General features: G+C 51.5%; 23 protein-coding genes. 7 read left to right on the top strand and 16 right to left on the bottom strand.

Annotated elements, in window-relative coordinates; all coding sequences use genetic code 11:
• Positions 1-221: 221 nt before the first annotated feature.
• Positions 222-1,976 (bottom strand): LCP family protein, encoded by a 1,755-nt coding sequence (locus C5S61_RS10995; RefSeq protein WP_110515104.1) that lies wholly within the window; start codon positions 1,974-1,976, stop codon positions 222-224.
• 8 nt (positions 1,977-1,984) lie between these two features.
• Complete coding sequence (locus C5S61_RS11000; protein ID WP_110515105.1) at positions 1,985-2,737, bottom strand: alpha/beta hydrolase; 753 nt, start codon at positions 2,735-2,737, stop codon at positions 1,985-1,987.
• A gap of 75 nt (positions 2,738-2,812) precedes the next feature.
• Between C5S61_RS11000 and C5S61_RS11005 the strand changes: the two genes are divergently transcribed.
• Both C5S61_RS11005 and tsaD read left to right on the top strand, forming a co-directional pair.
• Entirely contained in the window at positions 2,813-3,043 is a 231-nt protein-coding gene (locus C5S61_RS11005; protein ID WP_110515106.1) for a hypothetical protein, read from the top strand.
• Positions 3,044-3,165: 122 nt separating this feature from the next.
• Positions 3,166-4,230 carry a tRNA (adenosine(37)-N6)-threonylcarbamoyltransferase complex transferase subunit TsaD gene (gene tsaD, locus C5S61_RS11010; protein WP_110515107.1) on the top strand — a complete coding sequence of 355 codons (1,065 nt, stop codon included), beginning with the start codon at positions 3,166-3,168 and terminating at the stop codon, positions 4,228-4,230.
• Positions 4,231-4,432: 202 nt separating this feature from the next.
• On the opposite strand, the gene mutM is transcribed toward tsaD, so the two are convergent.
• The 7 genes from mutM to C5S61_RS11045 form a co-directional block, all read right to left on the bottom strand.
• The gene (gene mutM / locus C5S61_RS11015; protein WP_110515108.1) at positions 4,433-5,254 is read right to left on the bottom strand and encodes a bifunctional DNA-formamidopyrimidine glycosylase/DNA-(apurinic or apyrimidinic site) lyase; all 822 of its coding nucleotides are present in this window, start codon (positions 5,252-5,254) and stop codon (positions 4,433-4,435) included.
• A 58-nt stretch (positions 5,255-5,312) separates the two neighbouring features.
• A complete protein-coding gene (locus C5S61_RS11020; protein ID WP_110515109.1) occupies positions 5,313-7,550 on the bottom strand; it encodes a DUF5719 family protein in 2,238 nt (745 codons plus the stop codon).
• Between the two features lie 105 nt (positions 7,551-7,655).
• Complete coding sequence (locus tag C5S61_RS11025) at positions 7,656-9,695, bottom strand: putative glycoside hydrolase (RefSeq protein WP_110515110.1); 2,040 nt, start codon at positions 9,693-9,695, stop codon at positions 7,656-7,658.
• Positions 9,696-9,833: 138 nt separating this feature from the next.
• On the bottom strand, positions 9,834-11,717 hold the full coding sequence (locus C5S61_RS11030) for an APC family permease (protein ID WP_110515111.1): 1,884 nt from the start codon (positions 11,715-11,717) through the stop codon (positions 9,834-9,836).
• Positions 11,718-12,143: 426 nt separating this feature from the next.
• Positions 12,144-14,102: an APC family permease gene (locus tag C5S61_RS11035; protein WP_110515112.1), complete on the bottom strand. Its 1,959-nt coding sequence runs from the start codon at positions 14,100-14,102 to the stop codon at positions 12,144-12,146.
• 147 nt (positions 14,103-14,249) lie between these two features.
• On the bottom strand, positions 14,250-14,729 hold the full coding sequence (locus tag C5S61_RS11040) for a DUF456 domain-containing protein (RefSeq protein WP_110515113.1): 480 nt from the start codon (positions 14,727-14,729) through the stop codon (positions 14,250-14,252).
• 3 nt (positions 14,730-14,732) lie between these two features.
• Positions 14,733-16,370 carry a S8 family serine peptidase gene (locus C5S61_RS11045; protein ID WP_110515114.1) on the bottom strand — a complete coding sequence of 546 codons (1,638 nt, stop codon included), beginning with the start codon at positions 16,368-16,370 and terminating at the stop codon, positions 14,733-14,735.
• Positions 16,371-16,417: 47 nt separating this feature from the next.
• Here C5S61_RS11045 and C5S61_RS11050 point away from each other — a divergent pair, with 47 nt between their 5' ends.
• A complete protein-coding gene (locus C5S61_RS11050) occupies positions 16,418-16,828 on the top strand; it encodes a hypothetical protein (protein WP_110515115.1) in 411 nt (136 codons plus the stop codon).
• A 43-nt stretch (positions 16,829-16,871) separates the two neighbouring features.
• Here C5S61_RS11050 and C5S61_RS11055 read toward each other — a convergent pair whose 3' ends face one another.
• The gene (locus C5S61_RS11055; protein WP_110515116.1) at positions 16,872-17,738 is read right to left on the bottom strand and encodes a metallophosphoesterase family protein; all 867 of its coding nucleotides are present in this window, start codon (positions 17,736-17,738) and stop codon (positions 16,872-16,874) included.
• The gene (locus C5S61_RS26835; RefSeq protein WP_164689372.1) at positions 17,738-17,893 is read right to left on the bottom strand and encodes a hypothetical protein; all 156 of its coding nucleotides are present in this window, start codon (positions 17,891-17,893) and stop codon (positions 17,738-17,740) included. The genes C5S61_RS11055 and C5S61_RS26835 overlap by 1 nt, the downstream gene beginning before the upstream one ends.
• Before the next feature lie 80 nt (positions 17,894-17,973).
• Between C5S61_RS26835 and C5S61_RS11060 the strand changes: the two genes are divergently transcribed.
• Entirely contained in the window at positions 17,974-18,519 is a 546-nt protein-coding gene (locus C5S61_RS11060) for a GNAT family N-acetyltransferase (RefSeq protein ID WP_110515117.1), read from the top strand.
• A 241-nt stretch (positions 18,520-18,760) separates the two neighbouring features.
• On the opposite strand, the gene C5S61_RS11065 is transcribed toward C5S61_RS11060, so the two are convergent.
• From C5S61_RS11065 to C5S61_RS11085, 5 genes are all read right to left on the bottom strand, one after another.
• Complete coding sequence (locus tag C5S61_RS11065; RefSeq protein ID WP_110515118.1) at positions 18,761-19,621, bottom strand: aldo/keto reductase; 861 nt, start codon at positions 19,619-19,621, stop codon at positions 18,761-18,763.
• A gap of 339 nt (positions 19,622-19,960) precedes the next feature.
• Positions 19,961-20,668 carry a deoxyribonuclease V gene (gene nfi, locus C5S61_RS11070; RefSeq protein ID WP_110515119.1) on the bottom strand — a complete coding sequence of 236 codons (708 nt, stop codon included), beginning with the start codon at positions 20,666-20,668 and terminating at the stop codon, positions 19,961-19,963.
• Positions 20,669-20,682: 14 nt separating this feature from the next.
• On the bottom strand, positions 20,683-21,435 hold the full coding sequence (locus C5S61_RS11075; protein ID WP_110515120.1) for a sirohydrochlorin chelatase: 753 nt from the start codon (positions 21,433-21,435) through the stop codon (positions 20,683-20,685).
• A gap of 13 nt (positions 21,436-21,448) precedes the next feature.
• Complete coding sequence (locus C5S61_RS11080; protein WP_110515121.1) at positions 21,449-21,949, bottom strand: tetratricopeptide repeat protein; 501 nt, start codon at positions 21,947-21,949, stop codon at positions 21,449-21,451.
• A 25-nt stretch (positions 21,950-21,974) separates the two neighbouring features.
• A complete protein-coding gene (locus C5S61_RS11085) occupies positions 21,975-22,277 on the bottom strand; it encodes a DUF3467 domain-containing protein (protein ID WP_110515122.1) in 303 nt (100 codons plus the stop codon).
• A 103-nt stretch (positions 22,278-22,380) separates the two neighbouring features.
• On the opposite strand from C5S61_RS11085, the gene C5S61_RS11090 reads away from it, so the two are divergent.
• The 3 genes from C5S61_RS11090 to C5S61_RS11100 are packed head-to-tail and all read left to right on the top strand — an operon-like array spanning position 22,381 to position 24,693.
• Positions 22,381-23,310: a DNA methyltransferase gene (locus C5S61_RS11090; RefSeq protein WP_110515123.1), complete on the top strand. Its 930-nt coding sequence runs from the start codon at positions 22,381-22,383 to the stop codon at positions 23,308-23,310.
• Positions 23,307-24,020, top strand: a complete 714-nt coding sequence (locus C5S61_RS11095; RefSeq protein WP_110515124.1) for an SDR family oxidoreductase — start codon at positions 23,307-23,309, stop codon at positions 24,018-24,020. Before C5S61_RS11090 ends, C5S61_RS11095 begins: the two co-directional genes overlap by 4 nt.
• Before the next feature lie 16 nt (positions 24,021-24,036).
• Positions 24,037-24,693 (top strand): alpha/beta hydrolase, encoded by a 657-nt coding sequence (locus C5S61_RS11100; protein WP_110515125.1) that lies wholly within the window; start codon positions 24,037-24,039, stop codon positions 24,691-24,693.
• The last annotated feature ends 125 nt before the right edge of the window (positions 24,694-24,818 follow it).

Below are 24,818 nucleotides of genomic sequence, written 5' to 3' on the forward strand. Positions count from 1 at the left end.
AGCATGCAGTGAGCCATCCGACGCACAACGCTGCGTCATCCTTCAGTTGTCCGATTGCCGATACAATGGGCCTATTATAGCACCATCGTGGAGTCACTTTGCCAACGCCACTAATCCTAGGATAATGCACATCACGCTAGGGCTGGCTATGCTTGGGCTGAATTCATTAGCTAAACCAGCAAGGCGCAGGTTGCATGCCTGCGCCTTGCTGGTTTAAAAATTTAGGGCGTGCGCCAACTTTCGTCGTAATCGCGGCCAAGCAGCAGCACCAAGGCCGGATTGCCCTTGGGTTGTTCGGGGGCGGGGCTGGTTTTGCTAACCACAATAATGTTGCGGCTGTTGATGCCCAATTCAGCGGCCAGTTGCTCGCGCAGCTCTTTATGATTGCCAAAATCGATGATTTTGGTGGTGTCATAGACGGTTGAAGCCGTCGAAGAGGTGAGCAATTGATATTCGCGATTTTCAAGGTGGGTTGCAACATCGCCCGCCAAACCGCTAATTTGTGCTCCATTGATCACTTCAATGCTCAAATTATCGTCTGAAGGCGTGTTTGAGCTACCATCAACTGGGCTGTTGGTATCGGGAATTGGCGAGGTCAATAGTTCGTTGACGGTTGCATTGATGCTTGATTGATCCCAAATTGGCACATATTGAGCTGCATCAATATAGCCTGCGACGGCGCTGGTATCCCATTTGACGCTCTTGATGCGGCCATTGGCGATGTCGGTGCCCAGCCCGGCCAAGGCGCGCAAATTACCAAGATCGGTAATCGGCAGGTCGGTGTAGAACGAGCCTTTGAGTTGTTCGCTTAGGCTATTCAATGAATCAATTTGATCAAACAAGCCTTTATCTTTGAGGGTTTGCACGAACGCTCGAATCACATCTTGCTGGCGACGTGAGCGGCCATAATCTGCATCTTGATGGCGCGAGCGGGCATAGCGCAAGGCGGTTATGCCATCCATATGTTGCAAACCAGCAGGAATATACAGCCGAATAACGCCATAATCGTCGTCATCGGTTGGGTACGATGCATCCCAGAGCGGGCGTTGCACGTTGATTGTGATGCCACCAACTGCATCAACAATTTTGCGAAAGCCCTTGAAATCGACTTGAGCGACATAATCGATGTTCAGGTTGAGCATATTGGCGACAGTATCGCGGGTTAAGGCCATGCCTTCAGTTGAAGGGTTGGCCATTTTTTTCTCGATCCCGCGTTTATAGCCCAATTCATAGGCGGCATTGATGCGTTGCGAGCAAGTACCAGGCTCATCGTAGCCTGGAATTTCGGCGCAACTATCGCGGGGAATTGAAACCATGCTCGCCCATTTTTGGGCTGGATCAACATGCAGCACGATGATAGTATCGGTGCGGGCTTCAGTATCATTTTCGCGTAAATCGACCCCGATCAACAACAAGTTAAAGGGATCTTTGACAATATCGGGGGTAGCGAGCGGTTGGTTTGCTGGCGAATTTGGATTATTTGGATTCTCAACCACATTGCGCTCGGCAGTTGGAATGGTGACCAACATATCGCTAGTAGTATTTTTGAATTTAAAATAGCCCCAAAGCCCTGCGACACCGCCAACTAATACCACTGCCAACAAAATCCCAAGTGCGATCATGCCACAGCCAGCGCCGCGCGAGGTGGTTTTGACTGGTGGCTGTTTGGGGGGCAAAGGCCGCGAGGTCGGGCCTGCGCCAACTGCGCTTGAGACAGCTTTGGGTACGCGCACATAGGCCCCTTCGTGCTCGGCGCGCGGAACCGTGCGTGCTCGTGGGCGAGCAGTGGTTTGGTTATTCATCAGCAGTTCATTCATTAACGCTGCATCATTCGGGTTGGCATTGGCCTTGCTCTTGGGGCGCGAGCGCGTTGGCAAGGGCGTGGTAGCTTGACTACGAACATGCTCAGCATCGAGCGATAGATCATTGGCTGACCCGTTGGTCGATTCCTCAGGTGTATCGGTTTTTGCAGGCATGCAGCTAACTACTCCTTATGTGTTGATGATTGATAGTGAGCACGATGATGCAGCACGAAGTGTTCAACCGCATCTAAAACTGCTGGCGATTCGCCATCGCGGAGCATTTCGTGGCCGCTTTTATCGAACCATAGTAATTGTTTATCGACTGAGCCGACTTGGCGGTAGATGGCTTCGGCAGCAGCAGTTGGAATTGTACGATCTTGATGTGAATGAATGATTAAGATTGGCGCAGTAATTCGTGGCAATTGTTGTTCCACGACTTTGGCATAGCGCCATAATGAAACAAACGCCGGAGCAGGAAAGCGCCGATAATTGCCATGTTGGCGACCTGTTTCTTTATCGTACCAGCCAGCGCCCATATCGCGGTTTTCGTCGCCCCACATGCCCAGCATTGGCGCAACATAACGCGCCCTATCGGCGTGTTTGTAGTGAAAGCGCATGGCGGCGGCTACGCTGACCACGCCAAGCACCTCGTCGCGGTGGGCGGCGGCCAGATGGTTGGCAACCAAGCCGCCCATCGAAAGCCCAATCAAAATAACTTTATCGACCTCACGGCGTAAATCGCGAAAGGCAGCGTTGGCATCAGCATACCAATCGTGCCACGTCACGCCTTGCAAATCCTCGGGCAAGGTACCATGACCACGCAAATAGGGCATGCGATAGGGAATGTTATGGGGCGTTAAACGGCTTGGCACGCGATTGACTGAATCAGCGCATGAGGTAAAGCCGTGCAAAATTAAACAACCAACAGTTGACATGACTAGTATTCTTTCTTACACCGTGCTGCCAGTTTTGGTATAATGCGACAGCAGATCATTCAACGGAGAACCGTAATGGGCATTAAAGAGTTTTTTGTGGCATTTCGCGATGCCATCGATGGCGAATATGATCGGCGGGTTAAAGCCGCCAGTGAAGTCCGTGAATATACCATTGGTGGCCATGGCCATCATGATCATCATGATGCAGATCACGGCCATGAACATCACGATGCAACCAATCAAGATGCTCACGATACCGAAGTCGTTGTGGATAGCCACGCTGGGGAAGCTACTTCACAGCACTAAACGCACGACAGCACCCCAAAAACGGGGTGTTGTCGTTTTTATCCACTCGTATCATGCCATAGCCACGGCACAGCGTCAATCCAACGCAACTGACAGCTAGGTGAAATAGAACGTAGGAATCCATGTCACATCAATTGCCCGCAGGCTTTACGATTTTAGCGATTGAAACATCGTGCGATGAAACCGCTGCCGCAGTCATTCGCGATGGTCGCGAGATTGTGGCCAATAGCGTTGCTTCGCAGATCGATATTCATCAGCGGTATGGTGGTGTTGTGCCCGAAGTGGCCTCACGCCAGCATATTTTAACCATTACTCCAGTGATTAATACGGTGCTGGCCCAAGTGCCTGGTGGTTGGAGCGCAATCAACGCGATTGCCACAACCTATGGCCCAGGTTTGGCAGGAGCCTTATTAACTGGCATCAACACCGCCAAAGCAATTGCTTGGTCGCGGAATTTGCCATTTATTGGGGTCAATCACTTAGAAGGCCATATTTACGCTTCGTGGTTGCATACAGCCAAAGAATTAGCCTATCAAGCGCCCGAATTTCCGTGTGTTGCCTTGATTGTTTCTGGCGGCCACACAGCGCTCGTGCTACTCAACGATCATGGCGATTATCGTTTGCTCGGGCAAACCCGCGATGATGCAGTGGGCGAGGCCTTCGATAAAGTTGCCCGCATTATGGGCTTGGGCTATCCTGGTGGCCCGCAAATGGAGAAAGTTGCCCGTGGGGTCAACCCTGGCGCGCTCAAATTGCCGCGAGCATGGTTGCGCGGAACCTACGATTGGAGCTTTAGCGGCTTGAAAACCGCTGTGCTGAATGTGGTTAACGATCGTTTGGGCGAGCGCATGGAGAAAGTTAAACTGGCTGAGGTTGACCCTGCGTTTACCGCCCAACTTGCCGCTGCCTTCCAAGATTCGGCGGTTGATGTGTTGGTGCAAAAGACGGTTGCCGCTGCCCGCGAATACAAAGCCAAAACGATTATTTTGGCTGGTGGAGTTGCCGCCAATACCGCCTTGCGCGAACGGCTCAGCGCTACCGCAAAGCCGATTCCGGTGGCCTACCCGCCAATTTGGCTTTGTACTGATAACGCCGCCATGATCGGCGCTGCCGCCTATTATCGCTATCAGGCAGGCCTGCAACACGATTGGTCGCTCGATGCCACGCCAAGCCTCAAGCTAATTTAGCGGGGCCAGTTTTAACCACGAAGAACACGAATAATGGCTACAGGCTATTGGCTATGGGCTATGGGGATGGAAATACCAACTCATGTTCCGCTAGCCAATAGCCATCAGCCTATAGCCTCATGTTCTCTGCGCCTCTGCGTTGAACATAGCATTCTGTACTCGTTGCTTAAACCCTATGTTCTATGTTCTATGCTCTTTGTTCTTAAACTTGGCAAACCGGGCAAAGATGGGTAGAGCGTTGCCCGACGACGATGCGCTCGATCGGCGTGCCACAGCGGCGGCATGGCTCACCAGTGCGGCCATAGGCTTCAAGGTGATATTGGTTTTCGCCGCTTGCACCATAGGCATCGCGATAGTTGACCAAGGTTGTGCCACGATGCTCAATCGAGTTGCGCAGCACAGTTTTTATGGCCTCGAAGAGCGCCGCAACCTCTGCTGGATTGAGGCTTTTGGCTGCACGCAAGGGATGGATTTTGGCCAACCACAACGCTTCATCAGCATAGATATTGCCAACGCCAGCCAGCACGCTTTGATCAAGCAAGGTTGGCTTGATTTTGGTGGCTTTGCGTTGCAAGCGCTGGCTAAAATCGGCCAGTGTAAAATCGTCGCCCAATGGCTCTGGCCCCAAGCGTTGGTTCAGTTCGTCCACGCCACTGCGGTCAACTAAGCTCCAGCGGCCAAATTTGCGTGGGTCGTGGAAGCGTAACTCGCGGCCATTATCCAACTCGACCACCACATGGGTATGTTTGTCGGCAGGCTGATCGGCGGCGACAACCAACATTTGGCCAGTCATGCGGAGATGCACAATCAAGGTTTCGTGGTTATCAAGCTCGATTAGCAAATATTTGGCGCGGCGTAGCACCTGCTGAATTTGGCGTTGAGCAATGGCTTCTGCAAAAAGCTCAGGGCTGTGCGTATTGACAATTTTGGGCCAACCAAGGCTGCGTAAGGCGACAAAACGCCGCCCGACCAGCTCTTGCTCAAGCGAACGGCGAACAGTTTCGACTTCTGGTAATTCTGGCATAAGCGTTTGTTTCTAAAATAAATAACCGGACTGCATGCACAATCCGGTTGTTTGCTGGCTAACGTTCGGGCGTGCCAAGCGCGCTATGGCCACCGCCGCCGCTGGTATTGTCGATCAAAATTGTGCGTTCGGCCACGACTGGCAAATTCGAGGCAACCGTGATTGTGTGCGATTGCAAATTTGGGTCGATCGTATCGAGCAAAACCGAGATTCGACCTGTGCGCGGAATGGTGTATTCAACCACTTGGGTCGTGCCATCGTCCTTGCCAAGCGTCACGGTGACTTGAGCTGGGCGTTGATTTGGGTTGAGCACCAGCAAAAATTCGGTTGCTGGGTCGGCGGTGCGACCTTCGGCAAAGTGCCACACATAATCTGGCTCGGCAGCACCCATACTGTTGGTGGCGCTATTGCCGCCATTAAAATAGCTGGTGCGTTCGGCCACGATTGGCTGGCTTGAGGTCAACATAGTGCCAACTCCTTGCGGCGAGGGCACAATTTCGCGCATATCCACATCGAGCCGCGCCAAAGCTGGCACTTGATAGCGCCGCGTGAAGGTTGAGCCTTCCTCGGTCATAAAGGTGGTGGTAATTGCCGCCGAAACTGGATTTGGATTGAGCAAGGCCAAGGTGGTTACAAACGGATCAAGGGTTGCGCCTTCAGCAAAATACCAGGTATTTGATGGCGCAATCGCCCCTTTGGTCAAAAATCCACCGCCCTTGGTTGGCCCAACCAACACCGTGCGTTCAGCTGCAATCGGGGCAGTTGCCGCGACGCGCAAGCCAAAAGCTTTGGGATTGTTGTTGCTCAAATCGACTTGGGTGCGGGTAAATGGTGGCAACAACACTTGGCGTGTGCTGGTAATGCCATCGGTTGGCATAATCAGCAAATTCGCCACAACTTCGCTTGGCTGTGGATTGTAGAGCGACAGCAAGCTCGTGCGATCGTTGGTGCCATCGCCTTCAGCAAAATACCAGGTGCGGCTCCAACGGCTAATGCCCGATTCGCCGAGGGCATCGTTGGCAAACAACATGGTGCGATCGCCAACGATTGCTTGGTTTGAACTGACTTCGATTGGCAAATTGAAGGTATCGCTGAAAATTTCGTTGGCGATAATATTCACCCGTTGGCCTGGCTGAATTTCGTATTCGCGGCGTACAGCATTGGTTTGGCCGGGCAAGAAGGTGACGATGGTGCGCGCAACTTGGTTTGATGGATTGAACAGCATAATCCGCTCGTTGTAATCGCGGGTGTTGCTTTCAACAAAGGTCAAACGCTTGCGCACAGTCAGTTGATCGGCAGTGCGCCGAATCGATTCAGCTTGCTCAACATCCAAGCCGCCCAGCACGGTCAACGTTTGGGGCAAACGATAGGCTTCGCTAATCCAAGCGATAATTTGACCCAAGCCAGTGCGTGCTGCATCGGTTAATTCGCCAAGCAAGGCCAAGCGAATTGTGCCATTGCTGGCAGGAAATCCGTTGCGTCCAGCATAGACATTGCCAGCTTGATCGACCACAAATTGATAGGGCAGATCGGCTGCACCTTCTGCTTGAGCAGCTGCTTGCAAAGCCCGCAACATGGTCGGCGGATCAGCTTGGTTATTGAGTGGCAAACTAACTAATTCGATGCGGCGTGGGCGTGAGGGTAACAGATTGGGAATACCTGGCAATGCGCCCCAGCTGGTGCGACTAATTACTTGTGGCGGGCGGGTGAAGGTTGTGCCACCAAAGGCAGCAGGCGCACGATTGAGTTGGTCGGTCAGGTTCGGGCCATTGCTGGTGTCGATAAAGCGCCAAGCGATGGCTTGCAAACTTGGTGCAGCAGGTTGGCTTGTACTTGTAAAATCAACCTGATATTGCAGCCAGCGTGAACCGGCCTCGACCCCAATTGGCCCAAGCAATTGCTCGCCTTCGGCCAAAATTTGGGCTACATTCAGGGTTTGCCATTCGCGCCATTCGGTGCCATTGGCGCTGGTGCGCAGCTTGAGGCTGAGGCTGGTGCCAACCGGCAAATCAAAATTCCAATGCGCTGAAACTGCATTCCAAACAAATGGAACCTCATGGGCAACCGATGTGAAAGTACCCTGCGTTGCAGTTTGATCGAGCCGCAACTCGCCATCGCTATTATTGGTTACTAACAAGCCTTCGAGCGTGCCAGCCTGCCAATCGGCGACCGATGTTTGGGCAAAGGTGGCAGTTTGCACCTTGCTCGCGGGGCTGGTTTGGGCATTCGCCCGCCAAGCCACGCCGCTGAGCACCAGCGATAATCCAACTGCTGCCATGAAAAACGTACGGCGCATAGGTACCTCGTCGATACAGGAAAATTAAGGACTATAGGCTATAGGCACAGTTACAAGCTGCAACTGTGGCCTATAGCCCTTAATTTTTGATGATAGAGAACTTAATTAATCAAGCCACTCTGGGTCGTAATAGTTGGCAGCATTCCAGAGAATCCAACCATAGGTGCCTTCGACCTCGGCGACAGCTTGCATTTGAGCGCGAACTTCGGTGCGCCCATATTCAGTGACTGGGTTGAGCCAGGTTGCGGTAAAGGCTTGCAGCCAAGGCCGTTGGACTGCATATTTGCCTTCCATGCGCTTTTGGCCCTTCTCGATGCTATCTTTAACGATCTCGTAGGGGTGAGCATCGGCGTTATCGAAGCCCAACTCATTGCGATCGTAGTGCGAAGGATACACCATTGCACAGACATAATCGGTGTGATCGGCCATAATTTCAAGGCTTTGGCCAATTTCCCACATGTTGCGCCACGTTGCATAGCCAAACACGTCGATTGAGAAGAACGCGCCTGCGCCGTTGATGTCGCCGTGGGCACGCTTGAGCACATCGCCAATCGCTTCGTACATCACTTCAGGATTATTTTCTGGATCGATCGGTTGTGAGAACACCAAATTGCTGGTGCTGCCATCCGATGGGAAGCGAATATAATCGAATTGTACTTCATCAAAGCCATAATCGGCAATTTCTTTGGCAACGCCAACATTATACTCGGTGACGTTCTGGTTGAATGGATCGAGCCACTTCAGCCCGCCATCGTCTTCCCATACGTCGCCAGTGACGCGGCTTTGGGCAGCCCATTCAGGGTGGGCATCGGCTAAGCTATTATCGCGCATCACCGCCATACGGCCAATCATGTAGATATTGCGTTTGCGGGCTTCGGATACGATCCATTCCATATCCAAATAATCAACCGCAGTATCTGCTTCAATCACCAATGGATTTTTGGAAATATAGCCAACCATGCCAACTTCGCCAGCAATATCGAGCTTGATGTCAAGCACAATCGCATTAACTTCGGTTTGATCAACCAGATCAAACAATTCGGTTAATGCAGATTTCGATGAGCCAGTTGCGGCGGTAATATAAATTGCTTTGGCAACAAATTCTTCTGCTTCGAGATCAGCGGTGAATTTGCCATCGCTGAGCGCCGTCCATGCCTTGCGATAGCCAGGCGAGAGCACCTGAATTTGGGCATTTTCGGGAACGCCGGTTAATTCATAGGTTCCATCGGGCTTGAGCCGCGTCATAGTAACTGCCGTGCCAGTGTAGGGGTAGGTTTCGTCGGCCCCTTCAAATGGCTTGACCATTGCGATGACCGTGCCCTTGGTAAGCGGCTTGCCAGTTTCGCTATTGACGACCGAGCCGCGTACCGTCGAAGGTCGCAAGACAACATCCAACGAGGCTGCTTGCGGCAATTCCAAGGTTTGGCTGCTGTAATCGGTGGCGCTAAACACCACTGGCGCATTCAAATCGATATTGCGCACGGTGTAGCGGCCTTCTGCATCGCTTTGGGCCGTGGCATTGCCAACTTGCACGGTGGCTCCACTAACAGGTTTTTGGCTATATTTATCGCTGATAATGCCGGTTAGGCTGGTTGGGCGTAACGACACATCATAGCTGGTTTGTTTTTCGAGGGTGGCGGTGGCGCTGGTGTAATCGGTCGCCGCAATCACAACGTCGGCTTTTTCATCGACGTTGGTCAATTTGTAGCGGCCATCAGGGCCACTGGTGGCTTGGCTGCTACCAGCTTTGACCGTCACGCCAGCGACAGGTTGTTGTGAGTATTGATCGAGCACAACCCCGCTAATCGTATTGGGCCGAATCGTCAGATTGACTTCTACCGGCGTTTGCTCGTTGACTGGGGTTTTATCGGCCAAACTAAGCGTGGCTGAGCTATAATCGCTGGCTTGAACCAATAACGAATTGGTGGTTTCCCATTCATTAATCGTCCATTTGCCAGCATCATCAGTCGTCGCGCTTGCTTCGCCAACTTGAACGGTTACTCCAGCAACGGGCTTTTGGGTATAGCTATCTGTTACAATTCCCGTCAGTGGCGGATTGCTGCTGCCACAGGCGGCAAGGACCAACGCAACAGCGCCAAACAGACCTGCTGTTAGGCGGCGCTTGGTTTGACTCACAAAATACATCACTTCTGACCTTCCTAAGCTTGTGGTGGGTGTCGGTTTAGACGGCGGTAATCATACGTTGCCCATCATTGCCTGTCAAGAAAAAACGCCCGACTGTTGAGGCAGTTCGAGCGTTTTTTTGATTAAGAGTTGCTAAGTTTAACGTTCAAGATGATACGGCACGCTAATGACGATTTTATTGCGCCGGAATAACAGCGCGCCTTTCAAGAAGAAGGCTGTTTGATTATGCAAGGCATATTCCCAAATTCGCGCCGGAATAAATTCAGGCAAGATGATCGTCAGAATGTCATCATGGCGCTCAGCTTCAATGCGGTCAACGTAGCGTAAAATTGGGCGTAATAGTGAACGATATTTAGATATTTCCACATCTAAGGTCACATCTGGTTCCCAGTGCTGCCAACGCTCTTGCAAGCGGGCAGTTTTTTCGTGCTCATGCTCAAATTCAATATATAAGGCGCGAACTTTGCCTGGTGCAATCGATTTGGCATATTCGAGAGCTTTTACTGTACCGCGATGCAATGATGAAACCAGCACAATCACATTATTTTCTAAAGCAACTGGTTTGCTAAACCCTTCCAAGGAAAGTTGTTTTGCCACACCTTTATAGTGGCGATTGATTGCTTTAAAGAACAACACTAAGATCGGAATACAAAGTACAACCAGCCATGCGCCTTCTTTAAATTTGGTCGTGCCATTGATAATTAACACGATTCCCGTGGCGATTGCGCCAACAAAATTAACCACTAAATTAAGTTGCCAGCCTTTGCTCTTGATGCGCAGCCAGCGCAACACCATGCCCGATTGCGAGAGCGTGAACGAAAGGAACACCCCAACCGCATACAAGGGAATCAAATTGGTGACTGAGCCATCGAAGCCAATCACCAACAGCGCTGCCGCTACCGAAAGAAAAATAACCCCATTTGAAAAGACTAGGCGGTCGCCCAACGATGAGAATTGACGCGGCAAAAAGCCATCGCGGGCCAGCAACGACATCAAACGGGGAAAATCGGCGTAGCTCGTATTGGCGGCAACCAGCAAAATCGCTGCCGTCGAGATCTGCAGCATGCCATGCATGACCTTTGGAAAGCCCGTTTCTGTGCCAGTGGTGCGGCCCCAAATACCGCGCCCAATTTGCGAAATCACGGTTTCATTGAATTGTGGGCGTGCTCCATATTTATGCGCAAACCAGGTAATGCCAGCAAACATCACCAAGAGCAAACCAGCCATCCATACCATAGTAACGCGGGCATTGTGCGGTTCTGGCTTGCGAAAGGCTGGCACGCCATTCGAGATCGCCTCAACGCCAGTTAGGGCCGAGCAACCAGAGGCAAACGCGCCCATCAGCAAGAACGCGGTTATGCCTTCGTTGCCCAATGGCGAGAAGCTTTGTTCATGCGGCCCCATCAGGCTATCCGAAAGCATCAACGGCTGAATCGTGCCAGTCAGTTGTTTATAGAAGCCATAGCCAAGCGTCAACAGAATAATCGTGACAAAAAAGTAGGTTGGCAGCGAGAAAATCGCCCCCGATTCACGAATACCGCGCAAATTGGCCAGCGTCAGCAACACAATCCCAATGATACAAATTTCAATTCGATACTCGCGCAGTGGCTCAACCAACGAGATCAACTGCGAAACGCCAGATGAAATCGATACTGCGACGGTCAGAATATAATCAATTAATAATGCGCCACCAGCGATTAATCCCGCCAATGTGCCTAGATTATCCGACGCAACGATATACGAGCCGCCACCACTGGGATAGGCGGTGATGGTTTGGCGATAGGAAATGGTGACGATCATCAGCAAGACAGCGATGCCAATGCCCAACCACAGCGATGTGCTAAATGCAATCACGCCAGCTGGTACAAGGTGAACCAACATTTCTTCGGTGGCATAGGCCACCGATGAGAGCGCATCAGATGAAAAGACTGCCAGCGCGGTTTTTTTATCCAGCCGCTCATGCGATTGGGCAGCAGTTTCCAACGGATTCCCCACTAAAACCCGCTTTAATTGCGTCAACATGGAAAAACTCCTTGGCGTTTCCTCAACCTGAGGTTTGTTATTTCATTAAATATGAACAAATGTTCTATATCAAGGGTCGCAATTAAGCAGACTCAAGCAGGAGATCGATCAATCTAGCTTAAGGAAGCGCTTAGTTGGAGCGTGATTGTTGCAGGGTTGGTTTAGGCTTGTGGGGGAGAATGGGGTGAGTGCCGTGCTTGTTGTGAACAATACGGTAAGCCGACATTGGTTAAGTTGGTTTGGTGTAGCTGAAAACGCATACCCGTTTCCGTTTGCATAAAAAAACCGCCAAATACACTATAGCTATGTCGGCGGCGAACATAGGCTTGATTATAGTACGTTCGCGGTTTTTGTCAATGAGATTTGTTAACGAATATGAACTAGCAATAAGCGGGCTTGATTCAGTTCAAGCCCGCTTATTAAGCGTTATGCAGAATGTTTGACTACAATATCTTCAGGGCTACCAGGCAGCGCATGCAAGTGATATGGCACGCTAATCACCACCACATCTTCATATTTGCGCAATGCCAGCAACAGCATCACGGCTGTTTGGTTGTGCAGCGCCTTGGCAAGCGTCGAATCGGGCACAAACTCTGGAATAACCACCGTGATCAGATCGCTTGGAAACTCTTTGCTATTAACTTGGTCGACATAATCAACCAGTGGCGTGAGATAATCGCGGTAGTCGGTGTGCAAGAAGACCAATTTGGCCTTGCCTAACACCTCATCCCATTGTTCCCAGCGTTTGCGAGTTTTGGCTTCTTCTTCGTCGCTACCAACCACCTGCACCACCCGCACATCGTCGGTCAGTTTCAAAGCATATTTGATGGCGCGCAACGAGCCACGGTGAATGCTGCCAACTGGCACAATCGCCACATCAGCAGGCGAGCGCAAATCGCTTGGTTGCAGACCAGTCAAACTCAAATTGGTCGCAACATGGTCATAATGCTTCTTGATCGTGCGGAACAACAGCATAATCAAGGGCAAAGCCAAAATAATCAGCCATGCGCCTTCGGTAAATTTGGTGACGGTCAACACCACCAAAACCACTGCCGTCAAACCAACCCCAATCATACTTGGAATGCGTTTGAGCTTGTAGTTTGGCTCGTAGTGCAAGGTCGTGATGCCCGTATTCAGGCTTTCGCCTGGTTTGAGTTTGGCAACCTTGCGCCACATCACAATCATGCCTGCTTGCGAAAGCGTAAACGAGAGGAACACGCCGATTGCATACAATGGCAACAGATGATGTTCTTCGCCACCGAACACTGCCAGCAAGACCGACGACAGGAAGGCCAGCGCGATCACACCTGAGCTATAGACCAAGCGGCTGCCCAAGCGCGAAAGCCAGCGTGGTAAGAAGCCGTCATTCGATAAAAACGCGGCGATCCGTGGGAAGTCGGCATAGGCGGTGTTGGCTGCTAGGATCAAAATAAACATTGTAGTAAATTGAACCCAGTAGTAGAGAAAACCGCTGCCAACAACCGTACGAGTCATCTGCGAAAGCACGCTCTCGCCGCCTTCGTGCAAAATCGTAATTGGAATATGGGTGGCAATAAAGCTAATCCCGATGAACAAGGTCATGGCCATAATTGCCATCGCGCGCATCGTGATGATTGCATTTTTAGGGGCGGGATTTTTGAAAGCTTGCACCCCGTCGCTGATCGCTTCAATCCCAGTCAAGGCAGTACACCCGCCAGCAAAGGCCCGTAGCACCAGCCAAATAAAGCCGAAGTTATCGAGGCCTGAGCGTGCAGCTTCATCGGTGGCAACACTGCGTGGTGGCAATGGCTCGCCAAAAATGCCAAAGTAGCGTGCCATGCCAACCGCCAGCACCAGAAAGACCCCAATCACGAAGGCATAGGTGGGGATGGCAAAGATTGTGCCGCTTTCGCGCAAACCGCGCAAATTGAGCCATGTAATTAACAGAATAATCCCAATTCCAATTAACACGCGGTGTTCATGGAAAAAGGCAACATCGGGAAAGGCCGAAGAAATTGCTTTGACCCCTGCCGAAACCGAAACCGCCACTGTTAGCACATAATCACTAAGAATCGAAGCACCTGCCAACCATGAAGCTGTGCGACCGAGGTTATCCTTACTGACCATATATGCGCCACCGCCCATCGGGTAGTGGTGGATGGTTTGGTTGTAGCTCAGTACCACCAACAGCACCAAGGCTGCAATCCCGATCGCAATCGGTAAGGTATAACTCAAGGCAGCGGCGCTGATCAAAATCAACACCCGCATAATTGCTTCGGTGGCATAGGCATTGGAGCTAATTGGGTCGGATGCAAAGACTGCCAATCCGCGAATGTTGTCGAGCCGTTCGTGATGGGCACTACTGCTGGGGAACGGCTTCCCGATGAGTAGCTGTTTGATGTTCATGGTTGATGTCCTTTCAAAGTGGGTTGACAGCCCTACCACTTCGTTGATGTGCTCTAAAATGCGCCACTGGTTTTGCCAGTTGCGGCAAAACTGTGACGCATTCTTCTGTCAGCGTTAGACTATACGTTGGTTTTCGCGTAGGGTTGCTTAACCAGTTATCACGCGCACCAAAAAGATCGTAACCATTACGAGGCCAAGTGAAACCTGTATTGCAATGCTTACGAGCCAATTTTTGATGGTACGCCATGAAACATCAAGCACGAATTTACCATCGCGCCAGCGTTGCCACTCTGGCAATAATGCCCCTATGATCGAACCAATCAACATGCCTGGAATGTTCAGGATGAATAGGCCAATAATACCACCAATCATACTAAAGATGGTAGCCCAAATTGAGGCCCCGCCACGGCGCTGGCCGAGCGCTCCAACCCAAATATCACTGGTCATGGCAATCAGCGCAATTACGCCTAAAATAGCCAAGGTTCCCCAACCAACCACAACAAATTCGGTCATGGAAGCATAAAGCAACGCCCCCAGCCAAATTAGAGCTGCGCCCGGCAAGATTGGCAAAATAACTACGCTGACCAAGCCCAAAAACATAATCAACAATGCAAGTGCTAGTTCCAAATTTTAGCCCTCAAAACGTAAGTGCGTCTGCCCAACTTCGATCACATCGCCAGGCCGAACCAATTGGCGGCCTTGAACCGGAATGCCGTTGATTTTCGTGCCATGGCTGCTGCCAGCATCTTCAATTTCAATGCCACGCGGATCGCGATAGAGAATCGTATGGCGACGCGAAACTGTACTATCGCCACTAATTGCTATCGCTAAGCCAGCTTCGCGGCCAATAAACACTTGATTGTCGCGCAGCAAATAGAACTTGTTCAATTCGGCTCCCCGCACAACCGTCAATTTGCCCCATGCTGGCCCACCAGCGGCTGGTGCTGCGCTTGGCGGCGCATAGCTCTGGCTCAATGGTGGCGTTGATCCTACGATCGGTTGCGAGGCAAGGTTGCGTTGATCGTACATTGGTTGTTGCATTGCTTGATCATACTGAATTGGCGGCGGTGGCGCGAACCCGCCAGCAGGAATTGCTCTTGGGCGCGAGTTTTGCTTGCGACGGCGCACCAAGAACACCGTCAAGCCACCCAACACCACCAACATGACGGCGCTAAAACCAAGCAAGCGAATCAGGTTGGATTTGCCTTCGGGGCCACCAACTGCTGCAGCACTGCCCTTAATTGGCCCACCAAGCGCGTTACAAGCATTAATGCGGCCTGTACCAAGGTTGCTTGGCTCGAAATAGGTGACTGGGCCATAGCGCTTAATTGGATTTTGCGCTGAAATATCATCGGCGGTTTTTTCAATTTCGGCCCGCACTTGGTCGGCGTTCCAATCGGGGTGCTGAGCAAAGAGCAATGCAGCCAAACCTGCAACGACTGGCGTGGCCTGCGATGTGCCGCTCATTTGATCGTAGTTTTTGTTGAAGCGTTCTTCGGCGGGCAAATCTCTGGTCATGTAGACATCGTAGGTCGGCATGGTCGAGTAGATGCCTGCGCCTGGAGCAGAAACCGAAATCCAATTGCCATAATTCGAGAAATCGGTTTTGCGATCTTCGGGGTCGGTTGCGGCCACGACCATCGCAAATTCTTCGACTCCAAAGGCAAAGTTGGGCAATGGCACAAACGAATTCCCAGCAGCGATAATTACCAGCACGCCAGCAGCATCAGCTTCTTGGATGGCGGCAACAATATCTTCGCTATCGAGCGGCAACATCGAGCCAAGGCTCATATTGATAATCTGGACATTTTTGCTGACTGCATAGCGAATGCCAGCAATAATATCTTGATTGCTGCCAGAACCATCGGCGGCCATCACCCGAATTGGCAAAATGCGCGTGCCACCGCCAGCAACCCCAGCAATCCCTTTGCTGTTGTTGATTGTGGCGGCGATAATGCCTGAAACGTGGGTTCCGTGGCCATTTTCATCAGATGGATCGTCATCGCCATCGACCGCATCAAAGCCGTCGGTGCGCAAAATATCGACCAAATCTGGGTGATTCATATCAACGCCAGAGTCGATCACGGCCACAGTCACATCGGAACTGCCCGTCAGATGCTCCCATGCACAGGTTAGGCCAAGCTGGCGAATAACCCATTGTTTATTGGCATCGGGGTCGTTGGGTGGGCTTAGTAAGGGATTTTGGGCAGCGGCTGGGGTGCCGAACAGCAAAATCAAACAAAAAACAAGTGCAATGCGACGGCTCATGATATAATCGCCTCCTGACAAACACTCAGCACGCTGGAGGATTCCCCATGCGTTTCAAACAGTTGCTTATAGGCTGCCTTTTGCTAACACTCACAGCCTGTGGTGGCGATGATACCGCACCCGTCAACCAAGTCAAGGCATTTGTTGCAGCAACTGAAGAACGGAATGTTGATCGGATGGTCGCATTGATGGTGCCCGAGATGCGGCGTGATGCTGGTTGGCAGCTACGACAGGTCATGCCACGAATCAAATCAATCGATTATCAAAATGATCAATATACGCTCGAAAAGATCGAAGATGGCCGCGCCTATGTCCAAATTAATGGTACGTTGGTTGGGCAGATGGACGATGGTGCATCGATTAATTATCCCGCCAACCAATTGGTCGAGCTTGTTGAGCAAGATGATGGCACGTGGCTGGTCGCGAATAGTGGCTTTGAAGTGCCCAATCAACCCTAAATTGAAAACATAGCGAGCGCTGAAACTTCAGCGCTCGTTTGGTTTAGGCGTTTGGTTCAACAATTTCGAGCACCGCTTCGTTCAATGGCAAGGCATACACGCCTGCCGAGCGCCGTGGAAATTGGTGTTGGCTAACGGGCAAGAAACGCGCTGCATCTTCCAAATATAAATATTGGGTAATAACGGTGCGCATCTGCTCGATTTCTAGCACGTTGAAGGCGTTTTTACCGCGATACCAGCGCCGCCCGCGCCGCGATGTGGCTGTGCCTGCTTGCACAATCACCGTGCCTTGGCGCAAATCGGGATCGAATTCCAGCGTGTTGCCGATGTACGAGGCATGGGTATGGCCACATAACACCAGCTCAACATTGCTGCGATCAAAGGTTTTGAGCGCCGCCGCTGCGTTCTGAATCACATCGCGGGTTTCGCCTGGCGGCATAACCGGATGATGATGCATCACCACGATTTTACATAAGCTATCAGGGTAGCGCGCCAAGGTACGATCAAGCTCAATCAATTGTTGGTCGGTCAGCTTGCCACCATCGACTGTGAACGAGCGAGTGGTATTGACCCCAACTGCCACAAAATCCTCATTGCCCCAAACTGGCTCCAAAATTGGCGAGATATATTTTTTGTAGTAATAATTGGGCCGTAGCATGCGATAGAGTGCGTTATAGAGCGGCACATCGTGATTGCCCATCACCGCAATTGTTGGTTGGGGCAATTGAGCGATAAAATCGCGAACAGTCAGCCATTGGCTTTTAATATCGGCCCGTTGCACAAAATCGCCAGATAATACCGTTAACGTTGGCTTGATTTGCCAAGCAGCCTCAAGAATTTGTTTGGCTTTTTCGGGGTTGAACGGCGGGCCTGCGTGCAAATCGGAAAGGTGTAGAATGCGCGATGCCATTAAGCAGCTTCCTCGCCTTCGCTGACTGGTGTGGCTGCTGGTTTGGCTTGGGCCAAAGGCTTACCGCGTGCGGCCTGGGTTAATTGATAGGCTACCGCCACTACTCCTGCAAGCATTATCACGAGCATGGTTAATTTGATCAGCAAAAGCAGCATATCCACCTCAAGTTGTATAGAAAGAATTCGCGCTTATTGTACCATGGTGACGTTTCATTGCTACCTGTGGAGATAGCCCAATGCTGATTGCAACTGAACGTGGCGAGATAACCCTGCGCCCTGCCCAAACCGAGGATTGGCCAGAATTCAAGCGTTTGCGCTTGCTGGCACTGCAACAACACCCCAGCTTTTTTGGCTCGGATTACGCTGAAAGTGCTGCCCAGCCTGATAAACATTGGCAAAAACGCATTGCCAATCTGAACCCTGCTAGCCAGCAAATTTTTGTGGCGCTGCATGAAGCGCAGCTTGTGGCAACGGTTGGCATTCGGCGCGAGAGTGGAGTCAAATCGAGCCATCAAGCAACCATTTGGGGCGTGTATACCGACCCTGCGTGGCGTGGCTATGGCCTCAGCCGCCAGCTTTTTGCCATGGCCGAAGCTTGGGCTTGGCAACAATCAGTGGCAATTATTCGCCTGATGGTTCATGTGGCCAATACCAGCGCGATTCAGCTTTATACCCGCTGTGGCTATAGTGTCTATGGGGTCGAGGCAATGGCCATTTATTACGATGGCGTGTATCACGATGAGTTGTTGATGGCGAAGAAGCATGCAGAACATAGAGCATAAACTCAAAAGGCAAAAGTCAGAAGTCAAAAAGAACCGAGAGCAACGATCTAATGGTTCATTGGATTGGCAATGAGGAGCATGCCCTCACCCCAACCCCGCTCCCATCCGCTGGGAGAAGGGCTTTAACCCGCTGGTTCTTGCGTCATTTGTCGGTGAAAACGGTGCTCCCCCTCGCTCGCGTCCAGTGGGAGAGGGGGCTGGGGGGTGAGGGAACGCTCAACCTGTCGCTGAGCTTAACATCTTAGGTTGGGCGCTTTGCTTGACCTAATCGCTGCACGACGGCTGGATCACGGTGGTCAAAGAAACTGCTCGTTTTGGTATCCAATGTGCTAATCGCCGCCATTTCCTCGGGGCTAAGCGTAATATCAAAGACGTTGAAGTTTTCTGCGATGCGTTCTTTGCGCACCGACTTGGGAATCGCCACAACCCCACGCTGCGTCAACCAACGCAGAATCACTTGGGCAACGGTTTTTTGATGCGTAGCGGCAATGCCCGCGAGTAGCTCGTTCTCGAAAATAGCATGTTTACCTTCGGCAAATGGCCCCCACGATTCGATTTGTACGCCTTGCTCTTGTAAGAAATGCTGGGTATCGATTTGCTGTTGGAACGGATGGGTTTCAATCTGATTGACTGCGGGCGGAATCTGGTTATGAACGATCAAATCCATTACCCGATCGGGGTGGAAATTGCTGACCCCAATTGCGCGGATACGACCTGCCTGATGCAACTCTTCCATTGCCCGCCATGCCCCATAGATATCGCCATAAGGTTGGTGAATCAAGTATAGATCAAGATAATCTAGCCCTAAACGTTGTAGCGAGCGCTCAAAAGCGGCTTTGGTTTGCTCATAACCAGTATCCTGAATCCACAATTTTGTTGTTACGAACAGATCGTCGCGAGCCACCCCACTTCGGGCGATGGCAGCACCAACCGCTGCTTCATTGCCATAGGCGGCAGCGGTATCAATCAGCCGATAGCCGATCTGGATCGCGTCGCTGACCGCGCGTTCGCATTCTGCCGCGTCGGTAACCTGAAACACGCCAAACCCGATGATTGGCATGCTGATGCCTGCGTTTAAATGCACTGTTGGAACACTGTTCATAAGCATTACTCCTTGACTAGTGGTGAAATCTTAATCGCTCCTGCGTGTCCTATTCTTCAGAGCAACAGGTTGAATGGCTTGCTGCTGCTGCACTCCACAAGCAAGTATAGGTCTGTGTGGCCTGATATATTATGATGATTGTCCTCAATTATTGGATAATTCTCCAAAGTGGTGTTGGCGATCGATCTAAGCCAGCATTGATTCGCCAGCTTCAGCCCCATCCGTATCCCCGTTTGGTGATAGGCTTAAAACGCCAAACGACTCCATGATGCGAGCCGTTTAGTGCATAGATCTGGTTTTCCCTCGCGTGGAAGAGTGGAATTAAGAGTGAGCGAGCACTCAAACGAGTGGCAATTGCAATCCGCCATTGTGCGCTTTATCTTTGGAAAGTTGGTCGGCATAGCGCGTGGTTTCGGGTAAACGGTATTTGGTTGTGCAACGCAACACCACATCAACCGCCGTGGTAATGCTTACTCGGTGGCCTGGCGAGATGTAAAGTGGCTTGGTACCAGCCCGCGTGCGCACGACGGCCCCAATTTCTTCGCCAGCATCAAAGACGGGAACCCACGCCCCTTGTTCATCTGGCACTGGCGCGTGTTTGCCACACAAATAACTTTTGCCCACGCCAATTGTCGGCAGATCGGTCAAAATGCCTAAGTGGGCGGCAATGCCAAAGCGGCGGGGGTGCATAATGCCCATGCCATCACACAGCAGCATATCGGGCAAATCTTGCAATTGCTCCAAGGCCGCCAAAACGGCGGGAATTTCGCGAAACGAGAGCAAGCCTGGAATATAAGGAAAGCTGGTTGGGCGACGCACCAAGGTTTTTTCGATGGGCTGGAGCGCTGGAAAATTTAAAGTCACGATTGCTGCCCGGGTGGTTGCGCCATCATCTTCAAACGCTGCATCAACGCCGGCAACGGTTTGCAATGGCTGTGCAAAATCATCAACGATCCGCACTTGGTCACGCAGTTGCATTTGTAGATCAATCGCTTGCTCAGGAGTTAAATCCCAGCTATGGATTTGGCTATTTGGAAACCGCTGCATTATTCCTCCGCAACTCAGCCATTGATTGACCGCCGCTCAGCTGCTCGATCAGTCAATACATCGATCAATAATTCATCGTAATCGAGATGCTGGGCCAGCACAATCTGTGCATGGGCATGGCGTTCGCGGCCTGCCTGAATAAGTTCGGGCAAATCTTCGCGCACATGGCTGCCAAATTGAATAAAATAGGGCACGGCCACAATCTGCTCAAGCCCTTGCTCAATCAACGCATCAAGCGCATCAGGGATGCTCGGTTCGTTCAAATCCATAAAGCACACCTGCACTTTAGCCCAAGGCGTGGCCTGGCGCACGCGTTCGGCCACTGCCTGAATTGGCGCATTTGAGGCAGGCTGTGGGCTGCCATGGACTAAAATCAACAACCCTGCTTGATCGTATTCACGCGCTGGCCATGCTTGATCTGCACGTTTTTGCACTAATTGGGCCAAGGCTGGGTGCTCGCCAAACGCTGGAGCAAGATTAAACGCTACACTTGGATAGTGGCTGGCGATTTGCTCAACTTGTTGACGTAACGTGACCTGCACAAAATAGCCATCGATCAAAAAATAGGGTAGCACGCTAATTTCAGTTGCACCCTGCTCGACCAAACGAGCGGTCGCTTGAGCCAAATCCGGCTGGCTATAATTGAGAAAACCAGCCTCGGCTAAGGCGGCCACGCCCCGTTCGCGCAGCCGCGCCGCTAAACGCAACATGGTTGCACCAGAAGCTGCCAACAAGCTACCATGACCAATAATCAACAATCCATGCATTGCAGTGCTTTCATTAATGTTGCAAATAATCGATCATATTTTTGGCGTTTGCTCGCCAGGTAGGGCTTGGCTCACGCTCAATACAAGCCTGAAAATCGGCCAAGGCCTCGGCAGGCAAATCCAAATCCATGTAGGCTTCGGCACGATAGCAATAGGCCATATAGCGATCAGGATGATTTTTAATCACCGCGCTAAAGTCATCGATTGCTGCCTGAACCGCGTTGGCTCGCAGCGCTAAACTCCAGCGCAAATCAAAAGGCTCCTCGTATTCCACGCTCCAATCCATGGCGTTAACATAGGCGGCGCGGGCGGTATCCCACTTGCCGTTGAGCATGGCGTTATCAGCTTGATCAATATAGATGAGCGAAACAGCGGTGCGCCCAAAATAAAGAACTGGGTAACACAAGGCCACAATCAAAAAGCCAAGCACAATCACCCAGCCCAAGGGCAAGCGATGATACCAACGTTTGCGGCTAGCGGGCAATGGCGAAAGCAGGCGTGATGGCGTGGACATAGACATTCTCCTCAAGCGTGATCGATTATTCGTTTAAATTAACTTGGCTAATAAAATGTTCTAAGTTGCCAAGTTTCATATCGTTCAATAAGGCGCTTGGTAGCTCGATGACTCCAATTGCATGCTCATAGGCGGCGACATGCTTCAACAACATCAAGGCAAGCACCTTGGTATGTTGCGGACTCATCATTATGCGGGCTACTGGCTGCACGCTGGCCGTGTTATTGCGCACATCTTCGACACAGGCAAAATCGATGGTGAAATCGTAAGGGCTGCCGCTAATTTGCACCTGATTCGCATACGCAGCGCGTGAATGTTGATCGCTCATATACAATTCTCCTTAACATAACTATTCTAAAACGATAATATCGAAGCCGACTCGTTCAATGCTACAATAGCGCCAGCCTGTGTCAGCGAAAGAAGGAGCCGCTATGAGCGATTCAGAAGCGCAACAGCCGCACCGCCGCAACCAGTTAAACGATTTGCTGGGCCGCGAATGGCTGTATGCAACGCGATCGATTGCGCTTACTGGTACGCCGCCAACGCCACTCAATGATTTAACGCCTGAAGAGTGGGCGGCATGGTCGGGGCCAGTTTTAGCGAGTGCCTACCCAACCCGTGGCTCCGCCTCAGCCGCGCATCACATTCGCAAAGCGCATCCATCGCCCAAACCACCAGCCTTGCTAAGCGAAATTATTCGGTTTTTTACCAAACCGAACGGCTGGGTGCTCGACCCTTTTGCCGGCGTTGGTGGAACCTTACTCGCCTGCGCGCAAACCCAACGTCAAGCAATCGGCATCGAGTTATCGCAGCAGTATATTGAACTGTATGGCCAAGCAGCTGATGCCTTGAATTTGCCCCGCTTGCAAGTGTTGCAGGGCGATGCCCGCGAAGTGCTCAGCAACCCAAGCATCCAGCAACAGCAATTTGATTTGGTGTTGACCGACCCGCCCTATAGCTCGATGCTCAGTCGGGCGCGCACTGGTCAGCGCCGCAAACATGGCAATGCTGCTGCCACGCCCTTCACCGACGATCCCGCCGATTTGGGCAATGTGGATTACCCAACTTTTCTGCGCGAACTCACCAAAATTGTGGCGCAAAGCTTGCAACCATTGCGGGTTGGCGGCCATTTGGTCTTATTTGTCAAAGACCTGCAACCAACTCCTGAGCATCATAACATGCTCCATGCCGATATTGTGTCAGCGTTGTATCAGTTATCGCAACTGCGTTATCGCGGCTATCGCATTTGGTACGATCAAAGTGCAATGTTGTATCCGTTTGGCTATCCTTATAGTTTTGTTGCCAATCAGGTGCATCAATTTTTGTTGATTTTTCAGAAGCAGGCCGAGGAGAATCTATGAGCAATGGTTGGGCAATCGTCACTGGCGGCGCACGCCGCTTGGGCAAATCTATCGCCTTGGAATTAGCCAACGCAGGCTACGATTTAATTATTCACTACAATTCCTCGCACGCTGAGGCCGAGCAAACTTGTGCTGAAATTCGGGCGCTTGGGCGTGAAGCATGGGCCTATAGCGCCGATCTGCGCGATGTTGCAGCGATTGAAGCCATGTTTGCAGCAATTGAAACCCGTTGTGGTACGTTGGCCGTGTTGGTCAATAGTGCTGCCGATTTTCCGCGCACCCCCGTTGGCAACGTGAGTATCGAAGAATGGGATTCGTTGATAGCGATTAATCAGCGCGCGCCATTTTTCTGCGCCCAAGCAGCCGCCAAATTGATGCCAGCGCATGGCGTGATTGTGAGTATTACCGATGTTGGCGGCGAAGTGCCATGGCCCAGCTTTGTGCCGTATGGCATGACCAAAGCAGCGATTATTATGATGACGCGTGGATTGGCCTTGGCGCTGGCTCCCAAAATTCGGGTTGGCGCGGTCGGGCCGGGCGTGGCACTCTTGCCCGATGGTTGGCAAGAAGATAGCAATGCGCTTAACAAAATTCCACTTAAACGGCTTGGCGTGCCCGAAGATATTGCCAAAGCCGTGCGATTTATCGTTGAAGCGCCCTATTTTACTGGTGAAACGATCTTTGTTGATGGTGGTCGTCGGTGGGCCTAAGGAGTAACGGAGCAGTATGAGTCAATTTTCGCTAATCCACGAGGTGGCGAAGCCTCGTCAACCAATTGCTGATGGCAAGCCGCCGCTTTTGGTGATGTTGCATGGCGTAGGAGCCAACGAACGCGATTTGTTGCCATTGGCCCAATATCTTGACCCGCGTTTATGTGTGGTTGCTGCTCGCGCCCCGCATCGCTACCAATTTGGTGGTTTTTCGTGGTTCGATATTCATTGGCATGCCAAAGGTTTTAATATTGATACCAACCAAGCGCAACAAAGCTGGGAGACGGTGCAGCGCTTTTTGGGCGAAGCATGCAGCGCCTACGATTGCGATCCGCAGCGAATCTATTTGGGTGGCTTTTCGCAGGGCGCAATTATGAGCTTGGGTGCAACCCTGACCAAACCAGAACTGATTGCAGGCACTGTTTTGATGAGTGGCCGTTGGATGCCCGAAGTTGGCCCACAAACCGACCGCGAGCATATTGCCAACAAGCCAATTTTAGCCGTCCATGGCCTCTACGATGAGGTAATTCCAATTCAATATGGGCGCGCAATTCGCGATTTTCTGCAAACCTTGCCGGTGCAGTTGGAATACCATGAATTTGCCATGGGCCACGAAATTAATCTCGATAGTTTGCAAGTTGTGGTGAATTGGCTCAAACAGCAACTTGATTGAGTTTGGGTCGTTCCCCAACCCCAACCCTTCTCCCGTGTCGCGGGGCTTTCACCCCGTGGTTTTACTGTCATGTGTTGGTACGCAATCGTCGGCTCCCCCTCGCCCACGTTCAGTGGGCGAGGGGG

The sequence above is a fragment of the Herpetosiphon llansteffanensis genome (genome assembly GCF_003205875.1).
GTDB classification, from domain to species: Bacteria; Chloroflexota; Chloroflexia; order Chloroflexales; family Herpetosiphonaceae; genus Herpetosiphon; species Herpetosiphon llansteffanensis.

What these genes read in the sequence shown, in the direction of transcription:
- C5S61_RS10995 (WP_110515104.1), bottom strand. Translation starts at nt 1,976, where the DNA reads ATGCCTGCAAAAACCGATACACCTGAGGAATCGACCAACGGGTCAGCC.
- C5S61_RS11000 (WP_110515105.1), bottom strand. Translation starts at nt 2,737, where the DNA reads ATGTCAACTGTTGGTTGTTTAATTTTGCACGGCTTTACCTCATGCGCT.
- C5S61_RS11005 (WP_110515106.1), top strand. Translation starts at nt 2,813, where the DNA reads ATGGGCATTAAAGAGTTTTTTGTGGCATTTCGCGATGCCATCGATGGC.
- tsaD (WP_110515107.1), top strand. Translation starts at nt 3,166, where the DNA reads ATGTCACATCAATTGCCCGCAGGCTTTACGATTTTAGCGATTGAAACA.
- mutM (WP_110515108.1), bottom strand. Translation starts at nt 5,254, where the DNA reads ATGCCAGAATTACCAGAAGTCGAAACTGTTCGCCGTTCGCTTGAGCAA.
- C5S61_RS11020 (WP_110515109.1), bottom strand. Translation starts at nt 7,550, where the DNA reads ATGCGCCGTACGTTTTTCATGGCAGCAGTTGGATTATCGCTGGTGCTC.
- C5S61_RS11025 (WP_110515110.1), bottom strand. Translation starts at nt 9,695, where the DNA reads ATGTATTTTGTGAGTCAAACCAAGCGCCGCCTAACAGCAGGTCTGTTT.
- C5S61_RS11030 (WP_110515111.1), bottom strand. Translation starts at nt 11,717, where the DNA reads ATGTTGACGCAATTAAAGCGGGTTTTAGTGGGGAATCCGTTGGAAACT.
- C5S61_RS11035 (WP_110515112.1), bottom strand. Translation starts at nt 14,102, where the DNA reads ATGAACATCAAACAGCTACTCATCGGGAAGCCGTTCCCCAGCAGTAGT.
- C5S61_RS11045 (WP_110515114.1), bottom strand. Translation starts at nt 16,370, where the DNA reads ATGAGCCGTCGCATTGCACTTGTTTTTTGTTTGATTTTGCTGTTCGGC.
- C5S61_RS11050 (WP_110515115.1), top strand. Translation starts at nt 16,418, where the DNA reads ATGCGTTTCAAACAGTTGCTTATAGGCTGCCTTTTGCTAACACTCACA.
- C5S61_RS11055 (WP_110515116.1), bottom strand. Translation starts at nt 17,738, where the DNA reads ATGGCATCGCGCATTCTACACCTTTCCGATTTGCACGCAGGCCCGCCG.
- C5S61_RS26835 (WP_164689372.1), bottom strand. Translation starts at nt 17,893, where the DNA reads ATGCTGCTTTTGCTGATCAAATTAACCATGCTCGTGATAATGCTTGCA.
- C5S61_RS11060 (WP_110515117.1), top strand. Translation starts at nt 17,974, where the DNA reads ATGCTGATTGCAACTGAACGTGGCGAGATAACCCTGCGCCCTGCCCAA.
- C5S61_RS11065 (WP_110515118.1), bottom strand. Translation starts at nt 19,621, where the DNA reads ATGAACAGTGTTCCAACAGTGCATTTAAACGCAGGCATCAGCATGCCA.
- nfi (WP_110515119.1), bottom strand. Translation starts at nt 20,668, where the DNA reads ATGCAGCGGTTTCCAAATAGCCAAATCCATAGCTGGGATTTAACTCCT.
- C5S61_RS11075 (WP_110515120.1), bottom strand. Translation starts at nt 21,435, where the DNA reads ATGCATGGATTGTTGATTATTGGTCATGGTAGCTTGTTGGCAGCTTCT.
- C5S61_RS11080 (WP_110515121.1), bottom strand. Translation starts at nt 21,949, where the DNA reads ATGTCCACGCCATCACGCCTGCTTTCGCCATTGCCCGCTAGCCGCAAA.
- C5S61_RS11085 (WP_110515122.1), bottom strand. Translation starts at nt 22,277, where the DNA reads ATGAGCGATCAACATTCACGCGCTGCGTATGCGAATCAGGTGCAAATT.
- C5S61_RS11090 (WP_110515123.1), top strand. Translation starts at nt 22,381, where the DNA reads ATGAGCGATTCAGAAGCGCAACAGCCGCACCGCCGCAACCAGTTAAAC.
- C5S61_RS11095 (WP_110515124.1), top strand. Translation starts at nt 23,307, where the DNA reads ATGAGCAATGGTTGGGCAATCGTCACTGGCGGCGCACGCCGCTTGGGC.
- C5S61_RS11100 (WP_110515125.1), top strand. Translation starts at nt 24,037, where the DNA reads ATGAGTCAATTTTCGCTAATCCACGAGGTGGCGAAGCCTCGTCAACCA.